At 53.2% G+C, this 18,340-nt stretch carries 29 protein-coding genes; 21 read left to right on the top strand and 8 right to left on the bottom strand.

The genetic code is table 11. The features are described 5' to 3' along the window. The first annotated feature begins 237 nt into the window (after nt 1–237). The 12 genes from THEAM_RS09305 (at nt 238) to THEAM_RS09265 (ending at nt 8,566) form a co-directional block, all read left to right on the top strand. Nucleotides 238–603, top strand: a complete 366-nt coding sequence (locus THEAM_RS09305; protein ID WP_013524991.1) for a single-stranded DNA-binding protein — start codon at nt 238–240, stop codon at nt 601–603. A gap of 109 nt (nt 604–712) precedes the next feature. Further along, nucleotides 713–1,282: a Rad52/Rad22 family DNA repair protein gene (locus tag THEAM_RS09300; RefSeq protein ID WP_013524990.1), complete on the top strand. Its 570-nt coding sequence runs from the start codon at nt 713–715 to the stop codon at nt 1,280–1,282. Nucleotides 1,283–1,393: 111 nt separating this feature from the next. After that, nucleotides 1,394–1,903, top strand: coding sequence for a hypothetical protein (locus THEAM_RS09295; RefSeq protein ID WP_013524989.1), 510 nt, complete (start codon nt 1,394–1,396; stop codon nt 1,901–1,903). A gap of 122 nt (nt 1,904–2,025) precedes the next feature. Beyond that, a complete protein-coding gene (locus tag THEAM_RS09700) occupies nt 2,026–2,166 on the top strand; it encodes a hypothetical protein (protein ID WP_013524988.1) in 141 nt (46 codons plus the stop codon). 98 nt (nt 2,167–2,264) lie between these two features. After that, entirely contained in the window at nt 2,265–2,648 is a 384-nt protein-coding gene (locus tag THEAM_RS09290; protein WP_013524987.1) for a hypothetical protein, read from the top strand. Nucleotides 2,649–2,746: 98 nt separating this feature from the next. Continuing rightward, nucleotides 2,747–3,565, top strand: a complete 819-nt coding sequence (locus tag THEAM_RS09285) for a hypothetical protein (protein ID WP_013524986.1) — start codon at nt 2,747–2,749, stop codon at nt 3,563–3,565. A 106-nt stretch (nt 3,566–3,671) separates the two neighbouring features. Further along, entirely contained in the window at nt 3,672–4,835 is a 1,164-nt protein-coding gene (locus THEAM_RS09280; protein WP_013524985.1) for an AAA family ATPase, read from the top strand. Nucleotides 4,836–4,934: 99 nt separating this feature from the next. Continuing rightward, on the top strand, nt 4,935–6,641 hold the full coding sequence (locus tag THEAM_RS09275) for a hypothetical protein (protein WP_013524984.1): 1,707 nt from the start codon (nt 4,935–4,937) through the stop codon (nt 6,639–6,641). 98 nt (nt 6,642–6,739) lie between these two features. Then, the gene (locus tag THEAM_RS09695) at nt 6,740–6,916 is read left to right on the top strand and encodes a hypothetical protein (protein WP_013524983.1); all 177 of its coding nucleotides are present in this window, start codon (nt 6,740–6,742) and stop codon (nt 6,914–6,916) included. 113 nt (nt 6,917–7,029) lie between these two features. Then, a complete protein-coding gene (locus THEAM_RS09270; protein WP_013524982.1) occupies nt 7,030–7,218 on the top strand; it encodes a hypothetical protein in 189 nt (62 codons plus the stop codon). A gap of 15 nt (nt 7,219–7,233) precedes the next feature. Continuing rightward, on the top strand, nt 7,234–7,401 hold the full coding sequence (locus THEAM_RS09690) for a hypothetical protein (RefSeq protein WP_013524981.1): 168 nt from the start codon (nt 7,234–7,236) through the stop codon (nt 7,399–7,401). A gap of 100 nt (nt 7,402–7,501) precedes the next feature. Then, nucleotides 7,502–8,566, top strand: coding sequence for a hypothetical protein (locus THEAM_RS09265; protein ID WP_013524980.1), 1,065 nt, complete (start codon nt 7,502–7,504; stop codon nt 8,564–8,566). 116 nt (nt 8,567–8,682) lie between these two features. Here the strand turns inward: THEAM_RS09265 and THEAM_RS09835 are convergent, their stop codons facing one another. The 6 genes from THEAM_RS09835 to THEAM_RS09240 all read right to left on the bottom strand — a co-directional run bounded on the left by THEAM_RS09835 (nt 8,683) and on the right by THEAM_RS09240 (nt 10,946). Further along, on the bottom strand, nt 8,683–8,817 hold the full coding sequence (locus THEAM_RS09835) for a hypothetical protein (RefSeq protein WP_013524979.1): 135 nt from the start codon (nt 8,815–8,817) through the stop codon (nt 8,683–8,685). Then, nucleotides 8,807–9,289: a hypothetical protein gene (locus THEAM_RS09260; RefSeq protein ID WP_013524978.1), complete on the bottom strand. Its 483-nt coding sequence runs from the start codon at nt 9,287–9,289 to the stop codon at nt 8,807–8,809. The genes THEAM_RS09835 and THEAM_RS09260 overlap by 11 nt, the downstream gene beginning before the upstream one ends. Next, nucleotides 9,289–9,612 carry a hypothetical protein gene (locus THEAM_RS09255; RefSeq protein ID WP_013524977.1) on the bottom strand — a complete coding sequence of 108 codons (324 nt, stop codon included), beginning with the start codon at nt 9,610–9,612 and terminating at the stop codon, nt 9,289–9,291. Before THEAM_RS09255 ends, THEAM_RS09260 begins: the two co-directional genes overlap by 1 nt. Beyond that, the gene (locus THEAM_RS09250; RefSeq protein ID WP_013524976.1) at nt 9,609–10,232 is read right to left on the bottom strand and encodes a hypothetical protein; all 624 of its coding nucleotides are present in this window, start codon (nt 10,230–10,232) and stop codon (nt 9,609–9,611) included. The genes THEAM_RS09255 and THEAM_RS09250 overlap by 4 nt, the downstream gene beginning before the upstream one ends. Nucleotides 10,233–10,391: 159 nt before the next feature. Continuing rightward, nucleotides 10,392–10,589: a DUF2997 domain-containing protein gene (locus THEAM_RS09245; RefSeq protein WP_013524975.1), complete on the bottom strand. Its 198-nt coding sequence runs from the start codon at nt 10,587–10,589 to the stop codon at nt 10,392–10,394. A 3-nt stretch (nt 10,590–10,592) separates the two neighbouring features. Further along, a complete protein-coding gene (locus tag THEAM_RS09240) occupies nt 10,593–10,946 on the bottom strand; it encodes a hypothetical protein (RefSeq protein ID WP_013524974.1) in 354 nt (117 codons plus the stop codon). 151 nt (nt 10,947–11,097) lie between these two features. Here THEAM_RS09240 and THEAM_RS09235 point away from each other — a divergent pair, with 151 nt between their 5' ends. Genes THEAM_RS09235 through THEAM_RS09685 form a run of 7 tightly spaced genes read left to right on the top strand, consistent with a single transcriptional unit; the run spans nt 11,098 to nt 15,044 of the window. Then, on the top strand, nt 11,098–11,853 hold the full coding sequence (locus THEAM_RS09235) for a hypothetical protein (RefSeq protein WP_013524973.1): 756 nt from the start codon (nt 11,098–11,100) through the stop codon (nt 11,851–11,853). A gap of 10 nt (nt 11,854–11,863) precedes the next feature. Then, nucleotides 11,864–13,309 (top strand): AAA family ATPase, encoded by a 1,446-nt coding sequence (locus THEAM_RS09230; protein WP_013524972.1) that lies wholly within the window; start codon nt 11,864–11,866, stop codon nt 13,307–13,309. Between the two features lie 30 nt (nt 13,310–13,339). Beyond that, entirely contained in the window at nt 13,340–13,543 is a 204-nt protein-coding gene (locus tag THEAM_RS09225; protein WP_013524971.1) for a hypothetical protein, read from the top strand. Further along, on the top strand, nt 13,540–13,848 hold the full coding sequence (locus THEAM_RS09220) for an ArsR/SmtB family transcription factor (protein ID WP_013524970.1): 309 nt from the start codon (nt 13,540–13,542) through the stop codon (nt 13,846–13,848). The genes THEAM_RS09225 and THEAM_RS09220 overlap by 4 nt, the downstream gene beginning before the upstream one ends. Continuing rightward, complete coding sequence (locus THEAM_RS09215) at nt 13,845–14,621, top strand: thioredoxin domain-containing protein (RefSeq protein WP_013524969.1); 777 nt, start codon at nt 13,845–13,847, stop codon at nt 14,619–14,621. The genes THEAM_RS09220 and THEAM_RS09215 overlap by 4 nt, the downstream gene beginning before the upstream one ends. Beyond that, on the top strand, nt 14,611–14,874 hold the full coding sequence (locus THEAM_RS09210) for a hypothetical protein (RefSeq protein WP_013524968.1): 264 nt from the start codon (nt 14,611–14,613) through the stop codon (nt 14,872–14,874). Before THEAM_RS09215 ends, THEAM_RS09210 begins: the two co-directional genes overlap by 11 nt. Beyond that, nucleotides 14,871–15,044 carry a hypothetical protein gene (locus THEAM_RS09685; RefSeq protein ID WP_013524967.1) on the top strand — a complete coding sequence of 58 codons (174 nt, stop codon included), beginning with the start codon at nt 14,871–14,873 and terminating at the stop codon, nt 15,042–15,044. Before THEAM_RS09210 ends, THEAM_RS09685 begins: the two co-directional genes overlap by 4 nt. 1 nt (nt 15,045) lies before the next feature. Here THEAM_RS09685 and THEAM_RS09205 read toward each other — a convergent pair whose 3' ends face one another. Both THEAM_RS09205 and THEAM_RS09200 read right to left on the bottom strand, forming a co-directional pair. Continuing rightward, nucleotides 15,046–15,360, bottom strand: a complete 315-nt coding sequence (locus THEAM_RS09205) for a hypothetical protein (protein ID WP_013524966.1) — start codon at nt 15,358–15,360, stop codon at nt 15,046–15,048. Nucleotides 15,361–15,371: 11 nt separating this feature from the next. Further along, nucleotides 15,372–16,115 carry a hypothetical protein gene (locus THEAM_RS09200; protein ID WP_013524965.1) on the bottom strand — a complete coding sequence of 248 codons (744 nt, stop codon included), beginning with the start codon at nt 16,113–16,115 and terminating at the stop codon, nt 15,372–15,374. A 64-nt stretch (nt 16,116–16,179) separates the two neighbouring features. Between THEAM_RS09200 and THEAM_RS09195 the strand changes: the two genes are divergently transcribed. Both THEAM_RS09195 and THEAM_RS09190 read left to right on the top strand, forming a co-directional pair. Beyond that, on the top strand, nt 16,180–17,766 hold the full coding sequence (locus THEAM_RS09195; RefSeq protein WP_013524964.1) for a GspE/PulE family protein: 1,587 nt from the start codon (nt 16,180–16,182) through the stop codon (nt 17,764–17,766). A gap of 11 nt (nt 17,767–17,777) precedes the next feature. Next, nucleotides 17,778–18,308 (top strand): type II secretion system protein, encoded by a 531-nt coding sequence (locus THEAM_RS09190; protein ID WP_013524963.1) that lies wholly within the window; start codon nt 17,778–17,780, stop codon nt 18,306–18,308. Nucleotides 18,309–18,340 lie beyond the last annotated feature (32 nt).

Genomic DNA, 18,340 nt, shown 5'->3' with positions numbered 1-18,340 from the left:
CTTTACAGGAGAAAGAGTTTGGAATTTCCGAAGCCTTTAGGGCTTTTCAGTTTTTGTTCCGTCTCTCTCTGAAGTCGTTTATTCTGTTTTTCACAAAGCTTTTTTGCAAAGAAAGGTGGCTGGTTGCCTTCTCTAAGGCAACCAGCCTTTTCTATTTCTGCCCGCAGGGTTTGAGGGGAGTTCCTCTGCTTGGGGGGACTGCTCTGAAACCCTATAAAACTCACGAGGAGGTGGAAGATGGCTATGGTAGTTGCAGGCGTAGGAAGGCTTGTAAAGGACTGCGAGGTCAAGGAAGTTAGCGAGAAAGCTAATATCGTTAAGTTCTCTATCGCCGTTGATAGAGATAAAGAGAACGCTGACTTCTTTGACTGCTTTATGTTCGTGAGCAAGAACAGCAAGTTGTCTGAGTACCTCAAGAAAGGAAAGGCCGTCTTTATCAGTGGTTCTCTCCAGCAGGAACGCTGGGAGAGCAAGGACGGCCAAAAGAGGAGCAGGGTTGTAATCAAGGTTGATAACCTTCAGCTCCTCGGTGGGAACGGTAAAAGTGGGAGCAAGAATGAAGCTCCCACGGTAGAGGAAGTAGAAGAAGATTTTGAGTTTTAGTTTTAGGGCGGCCTGCCCGCCCTTCCTCTCTCTTTCAGGGTTTCAGGAGAGCTTCTGGAGCTCCGGGGGCTGTTCTGAAACTCTGAAAATCAATTAGAGGAGGTGGAAAATGGAAAGGAAGCTCTGGGAGCTGGTTGAGAAGGTCAATAAGGAGTTGGATAACCAAGGCTTCAAGGTTATCCAGAAAATTGACAGAGGTAAGAGGGTTTTGTACGGCTTCTTACCTCAAGCTGTCTTTGACAGCATGAATAAAGTTTTTGGCCCTGAAAACTGGGGCTATGAAATCCTTGACTCTCAGGTGCAGAGCCTTGAGGGCAAGGGAATGAACTCTTACGCATTCGTGAGAATAAAGGTGTGGATTAAGGACGGCGACGTTATCGCCTCCAGAGAGGCGTTTGGAGGTAGTAGAAACGATAACGTTGGTGATGCTCTGAAAGGAGCAATTACCGACGCCGTCCAGAAAGGGCTTGCTATGCTTTCCGTAGGCCGAGTGGCTTACGAGGGGGAGCTCGGCAAGTTCTACGACTGTTATAACAGGATAGCAGAGAAGCTGAAATCAGGCGACTCCGCTATTAAGAAGGCGTATGCTGAATTTACAAAGGAAAATGGACTCGGCCGACTAAGGGAGTGGCCATTGTCCAAACTACTGGAGTTTTGCGAAGAATACAAGATTAAGTAAGTATGCTGGGCGGGCCTGTCCCGCCTTTCCCTCTCAAGGTTTCAGGCAAGCCTCTGCGGGCAGAGCGGGGGTTTGTTTGAACCCTTGAAGAAATCAAAGAGGAGGTGGAAGATGATGCTTGCGAAAGCGGTTGAAAAAGTAGGACTTATCAAGAAGGCCCTTGAGGAGATTAAGGAGAGCGTAGAGGCTTCTCCTGAGATTGAGGTGAAGTGGAGGAAGGAGGAGTTTAAAAATTTAGCGAGTGCCCAGTCTTGGTACGAAGGCTGGGATAGCTGTTGTGCGAGCTCCACGCACCTCGTGAAGTATTTTGTCGTTTACGACAACGGGACCTCTACCCAGGTGCCGTACGGGTACTACTATCAGGGGTATGCGGCAAACCATACCCCTGATGTTGAAGAAAAAGCCGACGTCTATGTCGGCGACTTTCTTAATGAGAACGCTATTGCCGTAGTCCGCTATGACTACGATTACTCTGAATATGAGGACTACGGCAATGGTGAGGAAATTACAGTTTATCTCCCCGAGTACGCTCCAAGGGGAGAGCTTGAGTATGAGATAGTGGAGCGTATCAAAGAAGTTCCGGTAGAAAAACTCTACGAAATCCTCGCCCGTCTGGTGTAGGCCGGACAGGCCGGCCTTCTCCCTCTACTTCACTCCCACCAAAACTTTCCCAGAGTTCAGGAGAGCTCCTCTCTAAAGGGGGGTTGTTTTGAATTCTGGGAAATCAAATGAGGAGGAGGAACATGAAGACTTCAGAGCTTCCTGCCACTTTACTTGTTCTCCTGAAGGTAGAAGACGAAGACGACCTTGCATTGCTCCTTTTGCTTTGGAGCTTTGCGAAGGTTGGGAGGACTATATCGGAAGATGTAGCCAAGCTCAATTAGGGCGGTTCTACCGCCCTTCCCATTTCGGGCTCTGCTGGGCTTCTCAGGTGCGTGGGGAGCCGAGCTGAACCCGAAAGAAATCAGTAAGGAGGTGGAAGATGGTAGAGAAGTTTTTTGAAGCACTCTCTCAGGTGGATTCTCCCGCTTACATTGAGCTTCCTTTGAGCAAAGAGGAGTGGGAGAAAGCTACGCCTGTGAAGAAGGGCGTGGTAGCGTTCCTCTACGCTCTGTGGAGAGCAGGCTGGGACATTAGGAAAGTTTATGAGGGGTGGTTTTACCCTGGATATGAAGTCCCCAGTCTGCTGAGAATTGAGGAACTCCCCGGAAAAGAACTCTGGGTTACTTTCCTTTGGAGAGGGGAAAAAGAGAAGTTTGAGCTTATCTTCAACGAGCCTCTTCCCTTTCCGAAGAGCGTTGAGGACTATGCCGACAGATTCCCCTCTCTCGTTAATGAGCTTAAAGCGGCACTTCTTTTTCTTTAGGGCGGCCTGCCCGCCCTTCCCCCTCTAAAGGTTCAGGTAAGGCTCTACCCTACGGGGCTTTACCTGAGCCTTTAACCAAATCAAGGAGGAGGTGGAAGATGGCCGTAAAGATGTCAAGAACAAAGCTCCTCAGAACTCTCAGGAACTTTGAGGGTAAGTGCGATGTTGCAAGGGAGCTGAGGAGGGAGCTCCGCAAAAAGAGGCTCTCTCCAGAGGAGGCCCTAAAAAGGCTTCTGGTAGCACAAACAGTAGAGACTCCCAAAAAGCAAAGCTCCCCGTCTGAGGGAACGCTCCTCCAGCTTGGGGAGTGGAAGGTTTTTGTTGAGGAGGTGGACGAGGTAAGGGTTCACCCGAGACCCGAAGACTTCAGGCCGGAGGTCTGGGTGAATAGGAAAAACAAGACTGCCCGCGTAAGAGTTTATGCGGGCAAGTATGAGAGCACAAACCACCTCAACCGCCTCACCTACGAGCTTGACGCAAAGCCTACGGAGAATGGCTTTGCAGTTCTTGTTCGCTACACTCTCTACCGTAGTGGGCTTGACTTCGGCAGGTGGAGAGAGTTCTCCTACCTTGCTGGCTACGACGACGGCTCAAGTTTCGTGGAAAGGGTTTCTCCACAGGTTCAAACCGTGGAGGAAGCCCTTGAATGGCTGAAGCCCGCCGAGGTTAAAAAGGCCGAAAGAGAAGGAAGGCGGGTTTACAGGCAGGGGGACGTCTTCTTTGTGGAGCTAAAGAGCAAAAGGAAGAAGATTACCGACTACTCCCTGCCCGAAAACCACCGGGCTGTGGTGGGCGATGATGGGACGGTTAAAGTCGTTCACCACGAGCACAGCGTCTTAATTCTCCCCCACCCTCACTTTAAACCGGTAGTGAGGAAGGTCATAGAGGGAAGGAGAGTTCGGAGAGTGTGGGATTAGGAAAGAGAGCCCGCCCTGTGCGGGCTTTTTTGTTTTTCGGGCCTTCAGGGGAGGCTCTGCCGGGGCTTGCCTTGAGGGTCTGAAAAATCAAGTGAGGAGGTGGAATATGGCTGTAAAGGTTGTTGAACCCAACGACTACCGCTACAAGAACGGAAAAACCCGCTCTCAGGCGGGTAAGGAGCTCCTGAGGAAGGCCGAGATACTTGACGAAAGCCTTGTCGCCCCTGGGACTTACCGGGTCGTTTACGACGGCAAGGAGCACACGGTTCGCTACGATGGGAGCTCCTGGTCCTGCGACTGCGAAGACCAGAGGAGCAGGGCCAAGGGGGGCTGCAAGCACATCTGGGCCGTCTATTGGGCAATGGCGGCCGGAGTTATAGAACCCCCCGAGGAGCTCCCGAAGAAGGTGAAGCTCTCAGGTGGGCCAAAGGCCTCTGCGAAAGCAGAGGTCAAAACTGAGGGCTTCGTAGGCCCTCAAAAGGGGCAGTTATTAACTGCCCTGAAGCTCAACAAGAACGCTTTACTCAAAGGCCCCACCGGAACGGGAAAAACCGTTCTGGTGAGGGAAGTAGCCAAGGAGCTGGGCTACAAGCTGGGCTACGTAGCAGGTAGCGAAAGCCTCCAGGACATAGACTTCCTTGGGGCTTTCGTGAAGAAAGGAGACTCTATTGAGTGGGTGGACGGGAAGCTCACAAAGGCTTTCCGCCTTGCCCAGAAGGGGAGGGTAATCCTGTTCATAGACGAAATTAACAGGATACCCTCAAAGCATCTCAACATTCTCATTGGAGTTATGAACCCGTCAGGCGGGAAGTACACTCTCTACAACCACCTGACGGGGGAAACGATTGAGGCCCCGATTGAGAACCTCAGGTTCATCGGGGCGATGAACGAGGGCGGGGCGTATCAGGTTCACCCCCTTGACCCCGCCTTGATGAGAAGGTTTGAGTCAAAAATTCAGTTTTACTACCTGCCTCCTGAGCTTGAGGCAGGTCTAATCGTTAAGAGGACCGGCCTCTCAAAGGAAGTGGCCGAGAAGATGGTCAAGGTGGCCAACCTCCAGAGAGAGGCCGTAAAGAGGGGAGAGTACGACTTCCCCCTTGACACAGCCAGCCTACTCAACTGGGCTGAGATGGTAGTCAAGGGAGGGCTTTCCCCTGAGGAGGCCGCCGCCTGCACGTGGCTGTACGGCCTCGTGGGGGCGGAGATGGACGGAACCCCCAACGAGGAGCAGGTGGCAGGCCTGAAGAAGCTGATTGAAACCGTCTTTTAGAGGGGCGGCCTGCCCGCCCCCTTTTTATTCAGGGCTTGAGGAGAGCTCCGATAGGGAGCTGTTCTGAGGCTCTGAAAAAACTCAAAGAGGAGGTGGAAGATGAAGGTAGCAGAGTGGACTCTTGAGAGCTGGAAAGGGGAAAGAGGCCTCTACCTTGAGGAGGCCGGGAAGCTGTGGGGGTGGAAGCTCCCTATTGAGGAGCAAATCCCCCACTTAAAAGGAATAAGGAGCTTTGCGAAGCTCCTTCAGGGCCCCGGCAAGAGGATAGTCGTCCGCTTCAAGGACGACGAAGGGGCTCCCGCCTACTACCATCCGGAACACAGGGTTGTAGCGATTTGCTACGGCGGTAAGTGGCGGGAGCCGATAGAGAGGTTTGAGTGGTGGGCCGAGGCAATGGTGGCCCACGAAATCGGCCACGTCAGGTTTACCCCGTCGGACTGGGAGGTATTTCCAGTCTGGAACCTGATTGAGGACAGGAGGATAGAGGAGAGCATGGCCTCTATTCTTCCGAAACTGCGGGCAGGATTTGAAAAAGTAGCCCGCTGGGCCGTTGACAACCTCTACTCCATCTCAATCGGTTCGGGAGAGGAGCTTGCCTACCCCGCCTGCGTGGCCTTTCACTGGTGGGGAGCGGAGCCGACCGTTGAGAGCCTTGAGGAGGCTCTGAGTAAGGAAATTTCCGTCAAGGAAGTAAACGGCTACGGAGTGGAGGAGTTCTTAAACGACCTCTACCTGCTGGTTAGGGAGGCAGTAGGGCTTGCGGGTAAGAAGGGTGGAGAGAAACTAATCGCCCTCTACAAGGCCTGCAAGCTCTTTCAGGCAAAGTACTTCCCCGTTGACGGCGGCCGTCTCTCCTTCCCCTCTCTGGGGGAGCTGGTAGATGAGGGCGGAAAACTCTCCCCTGAAAAGTTAGGGGAGGTTAAAGTCCCCGATTCGGCCGTATTCGGGGAGTTTGGAGAGAGAGGAAAGGAGCTCCGCCCCCTTGCCGACGACGAAATGTCCCCCGGGGAAGCCCGAACAGAGAGGGAGAGGGCCGACATGGCAGAGAGCTTCTGTATGGGGAGGTACAACTCCGTAGAGGAGATAGAGAGGGCGATAGGTGAGGGGTGGATTGCCGACTCCCCTTCAGTTCCCTCCATCTCCCGTGGAGTTCTCAGGAAGTTTCTCTCCTTCTTCCCCCCTGCCGATAGAGGCAGGAGGTATGCCGAGGAGGGAACGAGGCTTGACGTGAGAAGATTTGTCAGGGGCTACGAGGACTTTTTCGTAGCTCCAAAGAGAGCTCCTGCTCCCTACTGCATTGACGTAGTGGTGGACGGGAGCGGGAGTATGAGGTGTATAGAGAGCCTTCACAACGAGGACGGAGAACACGCCTACGTGAGGAAGATTCTCAGCCTCCTGAAGGAGGCTGAAAAGGTGAGCAACTTGCGTTTCAGGGTTATGCTGACCGTGGATTACTCTAAGAAGCCCTTGTTTATCAAGGGCGATTACGAGGGGAAGTGGTCGGAGCTTGCCTTCTCCTTCTACCCCAACGGCTGGGTAGAGAACTTCCGCTCTGCCGTTCCCCATTTAAGGAGTAAAGTTATCCTTGTAATCACGGACGGCTGCTTTGTTGAGAGAAAGGACGTAGAGGCCATCAGGGAGCTTGCGAAGAAGAAAACCCTCATCGGCCTCTACGTTCAGGGGGAGCACGGCTACCCCTACGAGGAGGTGGCAAAGTACATGGAGAACTTCCACAGGTTCCTGCACCTCAAGGACGAAAACGACCTGTGGAAGGTAGGGAAAGTGTTGGCAAGGTTTATCAGATAGGGGCGGCCTGCCCGTCCCTCTTTTCTCTGGAGCGAGGCGGGCTTTTCAGATGGGAGAGTCCGTCTGGCACCAGAGGAAAATCATTAAGGAGGTGGAAGATGGTGAAAGAGGCGGGCAGGCCTGAGCCCAGAATTATCGTTCTGGGCGAAGAGGAAGTTGACTTACAGAAGGCGGGTGAAGAAGCCGCAAAAGAAGTGAGGAGGTGGGAACTCTCCCGCTTCCTCACCGCTATCGCCACCATTGCGGTGGCGATAGTTGAGAGTTTTGACCATTAGGTTTTGAGGGGGCTTGTCCCCCTCTCCCCCTAACAAATCGGGCTTTGAGGGGAGGTTCTGTTCCTGCGGGCAGGATTTCCTCTGAACGCCTGAAAATCAGGAGGAGGTGGAAGATGGAGTGGAGAGAGAGAGTCAAGAGACTTGCGGGCAGGTATAAGGCCCGCTGTTATTACGAGACTAACCCTTGGGACTACGAACAAGAGAGGGTGGAATGGGAGATAACCCTACCCTCTGGAAAAGTTTTGACTCTCAGGCGGAGCTACTGGTTGAACGGTAGCCCCACTTTTGAGGTTAGACGTTAATCAAGGAGGTGGAAGATGGAAGCAGTTGAAGGCCGTATCTACAAGTGCCCCAAATGTGGGGAGTTTGCCGTTAAGGTCAGTTGGACCATCAGCGGGGAAAACAAAAAAGCTAAATGCGAGTCCTGCGGTTGGGTAGAGTACGGCTACGTTGAGGCGTACCTTGACCTTGAGGACTACAAGTAAACCAGCCCGCCCTGTGCGGGCTTCCCCTTTAAGCTCTCCGGAGAGGCTCTCCGGGGCTTGTCCTGAGAGCTTAAACCAAAATCAAGTGAGGAGGTGGAAGATGAAAGAGCTCTTTGAGAAGGTAGTTGAGAAACTCTCTGAAAGGGCACAGGGAGAGAGGGAGCTCTCCTACTCAGAGGGAGCCGTGGGCATTAGTTCTCTCCTCTACTGCCCGATTAAGTGGGAGCTGAGGCAGAAGTATCCAGACCTCAGGGCAGACTCCCTTGAGATTGAGGACGGCTACCTCTTTGAGAGGGAGTTCAAGGCCGTTCTCAGAGAGATGTTCGGAGAGAGCTTTGAAGAAGAGAAAGTGCTCCCTCTGGAGATTGAGGGAGTAAAGATTGAAGGCCACCTTGATACCTTCATTGAGCTCCCCGGCAAAGTCGTCGGGATTGAGCTGAAGCACACGAAGATGACTTTCGTGAGCGATAGGTTCCCCTACCGGAACCTTGACGAAGTTCCGAAAGTTGTCTTTGACGAGGACTGCACGGTTTACCTGCCAGCCCACTACCTAAAGCAGGCGGGCATGCAGAAGTTTGTCCTGCAAAAGCTCTACCCCGACAAAGAGGTAGAGCAGTATTTGTTTGTGAAAACCCTCCTCAAGGTGAACGGCAGGCACAAAAAGGTTTACGTCGTCAGGGAAGTGCCCGCCGTTAGCGAGGAGGAGTTTAAGGAAATCGTCAGGAAGTTCCGGGAGGAAAGAGCACCCCGCTACCCGTGGGAGTGCTCTTACTGCGTTTTCAAGGACGCAGGCCTTTGTCCCGGAATAGAGTGGAAGGGGGAGGAGAAAGAGTCTCCCCTTTCAGAGGAGGCAAGGGAGCTCCTAATCAGGTATCAGAAGCTATCTGAGGAGCTCAAAGAGGTTAAAGGCCTCCTCAGGAAAGAGCTCTCCGGCCCTGCCAAGTGGAACGGCAAGACGATTGGCTGGGTTGAGAGGGAGAGGCAGAAGTGGAACTCCGGGAAGGTGTGGGAGATAGTGGAGAAGCTCTCCCTACCCAAGGAGGAGTTTTTCAGCCTTGACTGGCGGAAGTACCGCCAGTTTGAGAAGGCCCTCAGGCAGGCAGGAATTGACCCCGACAGGGAAGGCCTGAGGGAGATTGAGAGGAAAAGGGAATTTGTCCTTTAGGGGGCCTTGCCCCCTTCTGGGCCGTCGTAGAGGGGTTGGGGGAACTTACCCTCTTCAGGGCAAGGGATAGGGAAGAAGCCCTGAAGGTTAATGAAAGCTAATGGTTAGCAGATGTCCTAATCTCTCACTCTCACCAGTAGCAGGTGGGCTATTCCAACGTAGAGCCAGAAAACCAACCCCTTTAAGGGCCCGCCTCCCGGCCTCATTCCTGCAACTGCCTCAAGGAGTGCAACTGCAATTTCAGCCCTCATGTTTCACCTCCTCTGCGATTAGAAGCTCCTTCCACCTCTCCCTGCACTCCGGGGAGAAGACCTCCCAGCCCATCTTTCCTTCACAGACGCAGCAAATTCCCCAGAATACCTGGGAGAGCTTCATGGCCGTCTCCCTTACCGGAAGCCCTGCTCTTTTTGCAAGCTCCTCTCCGAATAATATAAGGAACTCCGAGCCTTCAGGTCTCTCTCTGTTCAGGGAAAGGTAAATTAGGTCAACGACGAAATCTTCAACTGCTTTTTCCGGAAAACGGGGTATCGGAACCTCTAACCCGAAAATCTCTCTGAAGTAACAGGAGAGGAACACCCACCTGTTCTCCATGGCCTCAATCACTCTATCGGTAATGGCAACCGATAGACCGACTGCTCCGGCAGTTGACTTCGAGGTCGTCTTTTCCTCGAGCTTCTCGAGCAACTGGACGGTTTCTCCTCTCACCGTAATCGTCTTCTTCATTACCTCTCCCCCAAACAGCGTTCTGCTGCAACAGAGTAGGCAGGGTTGTAGGAACAGGTCTCAATCTTCTCTGCGGGCAGGATTTTCTTTGCCCTCTCGTAGTCTCCCGGGGACACCGTTATCACCCACTCCCCTTCTACCACCTTACTGAAGGCCTCTTTCATTCTGAGGGCCTCTCTGAGCCCTTCCTCAAGCCCCCCGTCAACGGGAGACTCCATTACCAGAACCTCGTCGGGGGTGGCAAACACCACCGCTGAGGCCTTCTTCCCGAACTTCTCTACCTCTGCTACGTAGATGGGGATTTTTACCCTCTCTCCAATCATTTTCCACCTCCTACTAACGCTACCTTTGGAGCTCTCCTTTCTTCTACCTTCTTCGGTCTGCCGTTTAACTCCTCAAAGGAGGATATGGGCTCGTTGAGCCACTCTATTCTCTCCTCAGCCTGCCTGAGGAGACGCTCAAAGGTTTCTTCCAGCCTGTTCAGAAACTTCAGTAGCTCCTTAAAGGCTTCTTCTCCCTCCCACTCCTGCTCTCCGACGGGAAGTTCCAGCTTCTCCCTCAGGTTCTTGAAAATAGTAAACTTTACTGCGACAAACAGGCTGTCGTACGTTGTTACATAACTGTCGGTTTCGTAGCTTTCGTTAACGTCCAGGTAAAAGCGGATTGAAGGCCTCACCGCAAGCAGTAGCTCCCTGAACTTTCTAATTCCTTCAAGGGAAATGGCAAACTTATCCCGTGCCTCCTCAACGGCCCTGACGTTAAAGCTGGAGTCAACAATCGGGCAGGCCTTGTTGCAGTAGTTAAAGTAGCCGAAAAAGCTGCGGTTTTTATCACCGTCGGGTTCTTCAACCTTAACCTTTTTTGCTCCTTTGACTATTTGAGCAAAGGCTTCAATAAGCTCCTTCCGCCACTTCAGAGCCATCTTCCACCTCTCCACCTTCACCTCACACCTCCTAACCGCACCAGCTGCTTGCAATCGGGCAGGGAGGAAGTTCTAAAGCCTCAATCGGGTTCTCCTTCCTCCATTCCCAGCCTCTACACTGCCCGCAGAGGGAGCAGACGAGTTCCGCCCCCTCTGGCGTCCACCACTCAAGGGTTATCTCTATTCCAGAGTTTGACTCTGCCACTTTTTCACCTCTCCTCTTGCGTAGTATTCGGGTTTTTTCCTTTCGGCTTCAACCTCTCCGAGGGCCTCTTTAAAAGGCCTTGCAAAGTCAACGCAGGCCTTGCCCTTGAACCCGACGGTCTCTATCTCAACGCTCCCGTCGGGCCTTACCACCACTATCATCTTCTCCTTCACCTCTTACCTCCCGACCTCAAGGATTAGAGAGCCGTCCTTGGCTCTCTTTGTGTAAACCGAAAGCCCTTTCTTGCGGGCTTCCCTTGCAACCAGCTCCTTGACGTACTCCTCCTCCAACTTGAGGAGCTCCCTGAAGTCTCCCCAGTTTCCGCCATAGTTGTCGTAAACCAGGCTGCCGTCCTCCTCAACCACTACCGGGTACCTCCACCCGGGTAGCTTCACGGCAAGCCCCCTGTGGGTTGAGGAAAACAGCCTTACCTCTGCGTTCTCCTTTACCTCAAGGCCGAGCCTGCGGGCAACGGCCTTAAAAAGTTCTTTGTCCTTTATCTTTACCTTCATCTTTACCGTGTGGCTCACCTTTTGCCTCCCTCTATGCCGTTTTCACCACTCAACCTAATCCGTCCTTCTTCACTTGTCAAGCCTTTTGACGGGCAAAAAGCAGTCTAATTGACTTGACAACCATAATTATAGGGAATATCATAGTAGATGAGCAGACAAGGAGGCGGCGATGGCAAAAATCCTGGTAAAGGACTTTGAACTCTGGAGAGCTCCCAGAGAGGAGCTCAAGGAGAGGCTGAAGGAGGCAGGACTGCCCCCGATGAAGGACTGGGCCGTCTCAAGGGCAGTCCTCTACGCGACCAGAGACCTGGATAAACAGGTTTCCGACTACGGGCAGGTAGTCGGAAAGAAGATAAAGGTGGGGGACAGGGAAAAGTTCCTAATCGGCGTCCTTGCGGGCAGGTTCGTTCCCGCCTTTGAGGTAGTCGCCGACGAGGAGAGCTACGAAATCTCCCCGCTCACCGACGACTACCAGCTCCTTACCCACCTTTTGGAGAGGTGGGAGAGGAAGCTCTCCTATTACAGGGACACAGTGAGCTCAAGGGAGATTTCCGAATACACGGCCGTCAAAGTAGTTCCTCACCTTTCGGGCTACTCCGTGGCCAAGAACACCTACATCGTGAAGGAGAGCCCGAAGCTCGATGCCTTTGCCGAAATCGTCAACTCCTACTCCCCTGCAATCTTCCTCTTTGACTACGGGGAGAGGCAGGTTGACGTTATCGGAGAGAAGCTCAGGGAGAAGGCAAGAAGCCTTGCCGGAAGGGCTAAGAAGACGGTCAGGGAGCTTGAAGAGCTTCTGACCACCTTGGAGTTTCTGCAGCATGAAGGCTTTGAGTTCGCAGAGGAAATAGCTCTTCTGAGGACGGAGGTAGCAAAGCTCAGGGCCAAGAAGAAGGCCCCGAAGATAGCAAAGCTAAAGAAATAGGAGGTGTGTCGTGAGAAAAATTATAGGAAAAGTTGCCGCCAACTACCCGGTTATCTGGGTTCCCACCGTTGAGTACGACAGGTTCAGGGACGCCCTTGCCTCTGAAGTTGAGGAGAGGTTAGAAGGCTTCTCAACCTACTGCTGGGACGTTGAGCGGGGAATTTCAGAGTGGGAAGGAGAGGGCTGGAGTGAGAGGGAGCCCAACCAAGACCCCCTCTCCCCGATAGTTTTCGGGAAAAACAGAGAGCAGGCCGTTATTATTCTCCTTGACTTTGACAAGTTCCTCTCCTCCCCCGAGGTTCTCAGGGCCCTTCTCAACGCCGTTTCTGAAACCGAGGGAAGACTGGTCTCCTTCGTAATCGTCTCCCCCAACCTCTCTGCACTACCGCCTGAGCTTGAGAGGTACACAACCGTTGAGGAGTTTGAGCTTCCGACTGAAGAGGAGCTTCTTAGTGTTCTCAAGGACATCTGCGAGGTTAACGAGCTTCCCCTTCCCGAGGACGCCGAGGGTATTTCCCGTGCAGGCAGGGGACTCACCCTCTTTGAGTTCTCCCGTGCCTGCACCCTCTCTGTGGTGGAGACGGGGGAGGTAAAGAGGGAGTTTATTCTCTCCCAGAAAGAGCAACTGGTGAGGAAGAACCCAGTCCTGGAGCTCTACCACCCCGAAAACCTTGACGAAATCAAGGGCCTTGAAAGGGCAAGGGAGTTCATAAAGAAGATGGCCACCAGCGGCCTTGGAAGGGGAGTTCTCCTTTTGGGAGTCCCGGGAACGGGAAAGAGCCTCCTTGCCAAGTCTATCGGCAAGGAGCTGGGGCTTCCAATTGTCAGCCTCAACTTTGAAGCCGTCTTTGACCGCTTCGTCGGGAGCTCCGAACAGAGAATTAGAGAGGCTCTTAAAGTCATTGACGCAATGGCTCCCTGTATAGTCTTCATAGACGAGATAGAGAAAGGCCTTTCTGGCCTTGCCTCCTCAAACTCAACCGACGGGGGGACGACTGCGAGAGTCTTCGGGAGCTTCCTCAAGTGGCTCAACGACAGGACCAGCGACACCTACGTTATTGCCACGGCCAACGACGTCTCAAAGCTCCCCCCCGAGTTCCTGCGGGCAGAGAGGTGGGACGCAATCTTCTTCGTTGACCTCCCCACTGAGAAGGAGCTTGAAGAGCTCCTTAGCTATTACTGCTCCGTCTTCGAAGTTGAGAAAACCCTCTCCCCCTCAGAGCTTGCAGGCTGGACGGGAGCAGAGGTAAAGAGCCTTTGCAGGACGGCAAAGGCCCTCGGCATAGACCTCAAAGAGGCTAAAGAGTTCGTAAAGCCCCTTTCGGCCACGATGGGGGAGAAGATTGAGAGGTTGAGGGAGTGGGCCTCTGCAAGGTGCGTTCCCGCCTCTAAAGAGGCCCGCTCCTTTAAGAAGGAAAAGAGGAAAGTTGCCAAGGCAGTTAAGGTGGGGCGTTAGTGCCCCGCCAATTCAAAGAGGAGGTAAGACGTGGAGGAGCTTCTGAAGGTGGTTAAGGAGAGGAAGCCCGACTACTCCTCGGACTACCTTGAGGTCTGGAGAGTCGGGGAAGATAAGAGGGTGTACAGGCAGTTCATCAGGGGAGCGAAGGGCGGAAGGGTTCCCCTGTGGACGAGGGTTCAGGTGAGAGAAAAGGAAGGCTGGAAAACGGTGTTTGAAAGGAGGGAGATGTGAAGACTGCTACAGGAGTTGACAGGGCAACCCTTGAGGAGGTCGTAGATGTTCTCCGTGCAGCTGCTCACCCTTTGAGGCTGGCTGTTCTCTTTCTCTTGAAGGAGCGGGGAGAGACCTGGCTGACGGAGCTCTACCTGAGGCTCGGCGTTCCCCAGAGCAGTCTGAGCCAGCACATTAGTTGGCTCAGGGGTGCAGGTCTTATCAGGAGGCGTAGGAAGGATAACAGGTGCTACTACGCTTTGACTCCTATCGGAGCTTCAGTCCTGGAGGCTGTCGAAAAGATACTGAAGGAGGTGGAGAAGTGAAAAGGTTTGCTGTGGCTCTTACGGTTCTTGCAGTTTCTCTTACGGCAGCTCCCGCCGGGGCAGAGGAGGTAGTCCTCTCCGGCGGAGTTAAGGGGGAGCTTCACCTTGTGAAGGAGAAGACCGAAAATGTGAAGGTTTACAGCCTGACCGTTAAGAGGGGAAGAGTAAAGGAGACTTTTAAAGTCTATCGGGTGGGAAAACTCTACTTTGCGGAACCGACGGCGATGGTGAAGGAGGGAAAGTTTTTCCTGCCCTATCCTGCGGGCAGGGTAAAGACGGAGGTAAAACCGTTCTCTCCGGAGGAGCTTTCCGACTTCAGACGGGCCTACTCGTCCTTTGTTGCGGCCGCCGGATTGCGGGAGCCTGATACCGGGAAACCGAAGCTCTACGTTGTTTTTGACCCCCTATGTCCGTACTGCGAGAGGGCGGTTAGGAGCGGAGAGATGAAGAAGCTCATGGCCTCTTACGACCTGAGGGCGGTTCCTTTCCCTGTTCACGGGAAGCTCAGCGAGAGGATAGCCGCATGCCTTCTGAAGAAGGCAGAGGAGGAAAGAGCTCCCTTTGAGAAGGTCGTCGCGGAGTGGTTCAAGGACTCTCCTCGCGAGAAGCGGGAGCTTCTCAATTCCTGCGGGCAGAATCTCTCGAAGGAAGAGCTCATTCTCCGGAAACTCTCCAGAGAACTCCGCTCCCTTGAGATTACGGGCACACCGACCTTTATCTACTCCGACGGCACAATCTCTGTAGGGAAACCGGAGGCGAAAGATGGGCGTTAGGGTGAAGGTGAGGAAAACAAAGCTGGAGGTTGTAAGGGGAGATTTCTCCGGCAGAGAGGCCACGGTCGATTACGCCGTCGGCCTCTCTATTTACTCCCTTTTCTCGGTTCTCACAGGAGGTAGGCCTGTTGACTTGGACTTCTGTCTATCCGACCAGGAAACTGCCGAGTTTTGCGATAAACTTAAAAGAGAGCTTCTCGACTTCAGGAAAAAGGTGGATAGGGTCAGTTTCGTCGAGGGAGGTGAGCGATGATAAGGGCACTGAAGCTCTTCTGGCTGATTTTCAAGTACTCGGTGATTTTTGTAATTCTTCTGATTGAAATGTTTGACGAGTGGGGCGACGCCTCTGAAATCGTTGAGAGGCGCCAGAAGTTTTACCGCGGAGATATTGAAGAGGCTATCCTCCACGGTGAGTCCTGGTAGGCTATGTTATTTTGAAGATACATAAATACAAGAGGTATGCCAGGAACAACACATATGGGACTACTACTCTTCTCCTCTCTCTTCTGATGACTATTTCGGCCAGGTTTTTCAAGGCCTCCTCCCTTGCCTCAGGGTGAAAGCTGATTATCCGTTCAACTTCCCTCTCCATGTCCGGGTGGCGTCTGAAGAGCTCAGGGGTGATGCGAAGCAACCTTTTGCTTCCCTGCTGCACTGTCAGCTGCTCTTTGAAGTGGTCGTATATAAATGCGGCGAATGCTCCTACCAGGATTGCAAGAACCTCGAAATAGGTACACATGTCCTCCTCCGCTACGAAAGGGCGGTTCTGGTTAGAAGTTGCAGGGTTATAAGTTCTTTCCTCGTTACTGCGTAGTACCTGTCCGCCTTCAGGAAGCTCCTGCCTCCCCTTCTTGAGAGGGTTATCGGTCCAAATCTGGCCGGATACATGTCTTCTATCCTTATTCTATCCGTTAGGTCCTCTGCCATGGATAAAAGGAGGTGTTTCTGGTTGATTACGGCAACCTCCTCGAAGTTCTCAACGGTTTTGAACGTCAGCTTTCCTTTATCGGCCTGGCACACGAGTATGTCGAGGTCTCTGCTGACCACGGCCGAGTTCTTCGGTCTTGTGATTGTGATTTTCTCCATAAGGCCGGCAACCGGGTAGAACTCTTTGGGCTTCATCAGCAACAGGGCCTCTTCGTTACCGTTCACAGCAAGCATAGAGTATCCCCACCTGTAACACCTGAAGCCGACGTAAACTCCCTCTCCTCCCTTCAATTTGACATCGAACTCCTGGTTGTCTTTTTCTTTTAGGGCCTTTGCGATAAGTGAGTTTCTTCCCTCTACTGCGAGTCGGAAAATGCTTTTAAGGTTGCGCTCGCTGAACGGGATTTTTATCGTGGTATTCTCCATCGGAGCCGGAGCTTCCTCTCCGTCTTTTCTCTTGCGGGGCTTTCCGGACACGATTACAGTCAGGTTGTCTTCCTCAATGCGGAAAGTAACCTCTCCGCCTCCTACATTTCTCCCTTGGCTTTTGAAGCCTTCAACCTTCATGTCTTCCCTCCGGGACCGTTTTCCCTATAATTATAGGGAGTTAGGTATAAGAGAGAGGTGACAGATGTTCCTGGACTCCCTGCAACCTGATGAAAAGGAAGCAATTCTCCTTGAGATAGAGAAAGGCAAGAACGTCTGGGAGGCCATAGCCTCTCTGCCCGTTGTAAGGCCGGAGCTCTTTCGTCTGGCCGCAGAGGAACGGGGTTATGAGTTTGTCCCTGCCCCTCCGGAAAGTGCCCGCAAGGAGGGGGAAATTTTCGTGGACCATGACAGAAGGACTGTTTACACCTGGAACCCCTCTATTGTTCCCTCTGAGCTTACCGACTATGAGATAGTCATCGTTCCTCCCGTTCCCGGCAGGGAAGAGGGAGATGAAGACAACTTCTGGCTTAACCTGATAAAGCAGGCGGTTTTAAGCGGCTGGGGAGATATTCACTACGAACCTACTCCCGCCGCTTACAGAGTCAGGGTGAGGAACTCCCTCGGGCGGATAGAGACCGTCCGGACTCTTGACAAGGAAGTCGGCCAGAGGCTTTTGAGGCAGTTTTTGACTCTCGCAGACGCAAAGACCTCGAACCTGAACGTTCCCATAGATGCCTCGATAAACTTCAGGGACGTAACCTCCACGGAGCCTTCGAAGAAGAAGCTCCGGGATTTCCTCGAGAAGCTCAAGGCTACTCCCTGCGACATGAGGGTGTCGGTTATTCCTACAGTTAACGGGCCCTCCTGTGTTATCAGAATACTTCCCAAGAACCAGAAGCTCCGCTCTCTCGAGGAGCTTGGTTACTCGCTTCAGCACATAGAGAGGCTCTCCGGATACCCTCTGCTGTCGAAGGGAATGATTCTCGTGGTTGGCCCTACGGGCTCCGGAAAGTCGACTCTAATCAGGGCCATGGCCCTAATGGCCGACCCGGAGAAGAGGAAGATTGTCTCCATTGAGGACCCTGTTGAGGCCGAAATCCCCGGAGTTCAGCAGGTAGAGGTTCGCCTTCCCGTTTACGACGACGACGGGAAGCTCATCGGCATAGACTTCGCCCATGCAATCAGGGCCTTTATGAGGCAGAACCCCGATGTAATACTCGTCGGAGAGATAAGGGACAGGGAAACCGCAAGGGCGGCCATAGCGGCCTCAAATACCGGACACCTTCTAATCTCTACCCTCCACGCCAACGACGAGGTTGAGGCCATAAAGAGGCTCCTTGACCTCGCTCAGGACCCGGACATTGCCAAGGTGGTTAACCAGATGAGGCTAATCGTCGCCCAGAGGCTTGTTCCGAGAGTCTGCCCCAGGTGCAGGGAGCTGGGGCTGTTCCCGAGGGTGGAGATAAACGACCAGTTCCTCGCAAGGCTTCCCGTAGAGACCAGGGAGCTTCTGGATGAGAAGCTCAAGGGCCAGATGGTTCTCAGCAGGCAGATAAAGCAGACCTGCGGGCAGTGTAAGGGAGGTTTTGTAGGTAGAATCCCCGTGCTCGGAATTCTCGAGTTTAACCGGGAGATACGGGACTTCATCATCGGCTCCGGAGGAACTTTTGAGACGGAGGAGTTCCTGTCCCACGCCAAAAAGTGGGGCTTCAGGCCGTATAGCGATGACGTACTTGAGAGAGTCCGCCAGGAAGAAGTGACCATAGAAGACGCTTTAGAAATCCTTTAAGGAGGTGGGAAGTGGAGAAGAGAAAACTGAAAAGACTGATGAGGAAGGGTTTCACGATGGTGGAGCTCCTCATCGCCGTTGCCATCGTCGCAATCTTCGCCGTCGCTTTTTACCTCTACAACAGGAACAACCTCATCGACACAAAGGCAACTAAGATTGCCGAGGAGACCAACAAGCTCGAGACTGCCCTGAACCTGTTCGAGGAGCAGACCGGCTACATGCCGAGCTCCATACAGGAGCTCTGGAAGAACGCCGATGCCAACGGCAACCCGATTCCGGGCTGGTCCGGACCTTACGTTCAGCCTCCGGGCGGAGATACCAGCGCCACGTCTCTCAAGAGCGGTTCAGGAGCCACTATCACAGTTTCCTGCGACTCCACTAACGGCGTGGAGCAGATTGTCTTCTCCAACGTTCCCAAGAACGTTGCAGAGGCCTACGACGAGAAGTACGACGACGGCAACCTCTCCAGCGGCAACGCCGTTTACGACGACACCAACCATACGCTCACAATCACCGTGTCCTCCAACGTTTCCTGCATCTAACTCTCCGGGGGCTTTCAGCCCCCTCCGGTGGT

The sequence above is a fragment of the Thermovibrio ammonificans HB-1 genome, assembly GCF_000185805.1.
Classification (GTDB): Bacteria; Aquificota; Aquificia; order Desulfurobacteriales; family Desulfurobacteriaceae; genus Thermovibrio; species Thermovibrio ammonificans.
The sequence above is the reverse complement of the archived record's forward strand: the minus strand, read 5'-3'. Positions and strand labels throughout refer to the sequence as shown.

Bases quoted from the DNA above. Each gene is read 5' to 3' on its own strand.
- THEAM_RS09205 (WP_013524966.1), bottom strand. From the start codon at position 15,360: ATGTGTACCTATTTCGAGGTTCTTGCAATCCTGGTAGGAGCATTCGCC.
- THEAM_RS09290 (WP_013524987.1), top strand. From the start codon at position 2,265: ATGGTAGAGAAGTTTTTTGAAGCACTCTCTCAGGTGGATTCTCCCGCT.
- THEAM_RS09685 (WP_013524967.1), top strand. From the start codon at position 14,871: ATGATAAGGGCACTGAAGCTCTTCTGGCTGATTTTCAAGTACTCGGTG.
- THEAM_RS09300 (WP_013524990.1), top strand. From the start codon at position 713: ATGGAAAGGAAGCTCTGGGAGCTGGTTGAGAAGGTCAATAAGGAGTTG.
- THEAM_RS09280 (WP_013524985.1), top strand. From the start codon at position 3,672: ATGGCTGTAAAGGTTGTTGAACCCAACGACTACCGCTACAAGAACGGA.
- THEAM_RS09305 (WP_013524991.1), top strand. From the start codon at position 238: ATGGCTATGGTAGTTGCAGGCGTAGGAAGGCTTGTAAAGGACTGCGAG.
- THEAM_RS09210 (WP_013524968.1), top strand. From the start codon at position 14,611: ATGGGCGTTAGGGTGAAGGTGAGGAAAACAAAGCTGGAGGTTGTAAGG.
- THEAM_RS09275 (WP_013524984.1), top strand. From the start codon at position 4,935: ATGAAGGTAGCAGAGTGGACTCTTGAGAGCTGGAAAGGGGAAAGAGGC.
- THEAM_RS09285 (WP_013524986.1), top strand. From the start codon at position 2,747: ATGGCCGTAAAGATGTCAAGAACAAAGCTCCTCAGAACTCTCAGGAAC.
- THEAM_RS09255 (WP_013524977.1), bottom strand. From the start codon at position 9,612: ATGATTGGAGAGAGGGTAAAAATCCCCATCTACGTAGCAGAGGTAGAG.
- THEAM_RS09260 (WP_013524978.1), bottom strand. From the start codon at position 9,289: ATGAAGAAGACGATTACGGTGAGAGGAGAAACCGTCCAGTTGCTCGAG.
- THEAM_RS09835 (WP_013524979.1), bottom strand. From the start codon at position 8,817: ATGAGGGCTGAAATTGCAGTTGCACTCCTTGAGGCAGTTGCAGGAATG.
- THEAM_RS09270 (WP_013524982.1), top strand. From the start codon at position 7,030: ATGGAGTGGAGAGAGAGAGTCAAGAGACTTGCGGGCAGGTATAAGGCC.
- THEAM_RS09700 (WP_013524988.1), top strand. From the start codon at position 2,026: ATGAAGACTTCAGAGCTTCCTGCCACTTTACTTGTTCTCCTGAAGGTA.
- THEAM_RS09235 (WP_013524973.1), top strand. From the start codon at position 11,098: ATGGCAAAAATCCTGGTAAAGGACTTTGAACTCTGGAGAGCTCCCAGA.
- THEAM_RS09200 (WP_013524965.1), bottom strand. From the start codon at position 16,115: ATGAAGGTTGAAGGCTTCAAAAGCCAAGGGAGAAATGTAGGAGGCGGA.
- THEAM_RS09690 (WP_013524981.1), top strand. From the start codon at position 7,234: ATGGAAGCAGTTGAAGGCCGTATCTACAAGTGCCCCAAATGTGGGGAG.
- THEAM_RS09695 (WP_013524983.1), top strand. From the start codon at position 6,740: ATGGTGAAAGAGGCGGGCAGGCCTGAGCCCAGAATTATCGTTCTGGGC.
- THEAM_RS09265 (WP_013524980.1), top strand. From the start codon at position 7,502: ATGAAAGAGCTCTTTGAGAAGGTAGTTGAGAAACTCTCTGAAAGGGCA.
- THEAM_RS09195 (WP_013524964.1), top strand. From the start codon at position 16,180: ATGTTCCTGGACTCCCTGCAACCTGATGAAAAGGAAGCAATTCTCCTT.
- THEAM_RS09295 (WP_013524989.1), top strand. From the start codon at position 1,394: ATGATGCTTGCGAAAGCGGTTGAAAAAGTAGGACTTATCAAGAAGGCC.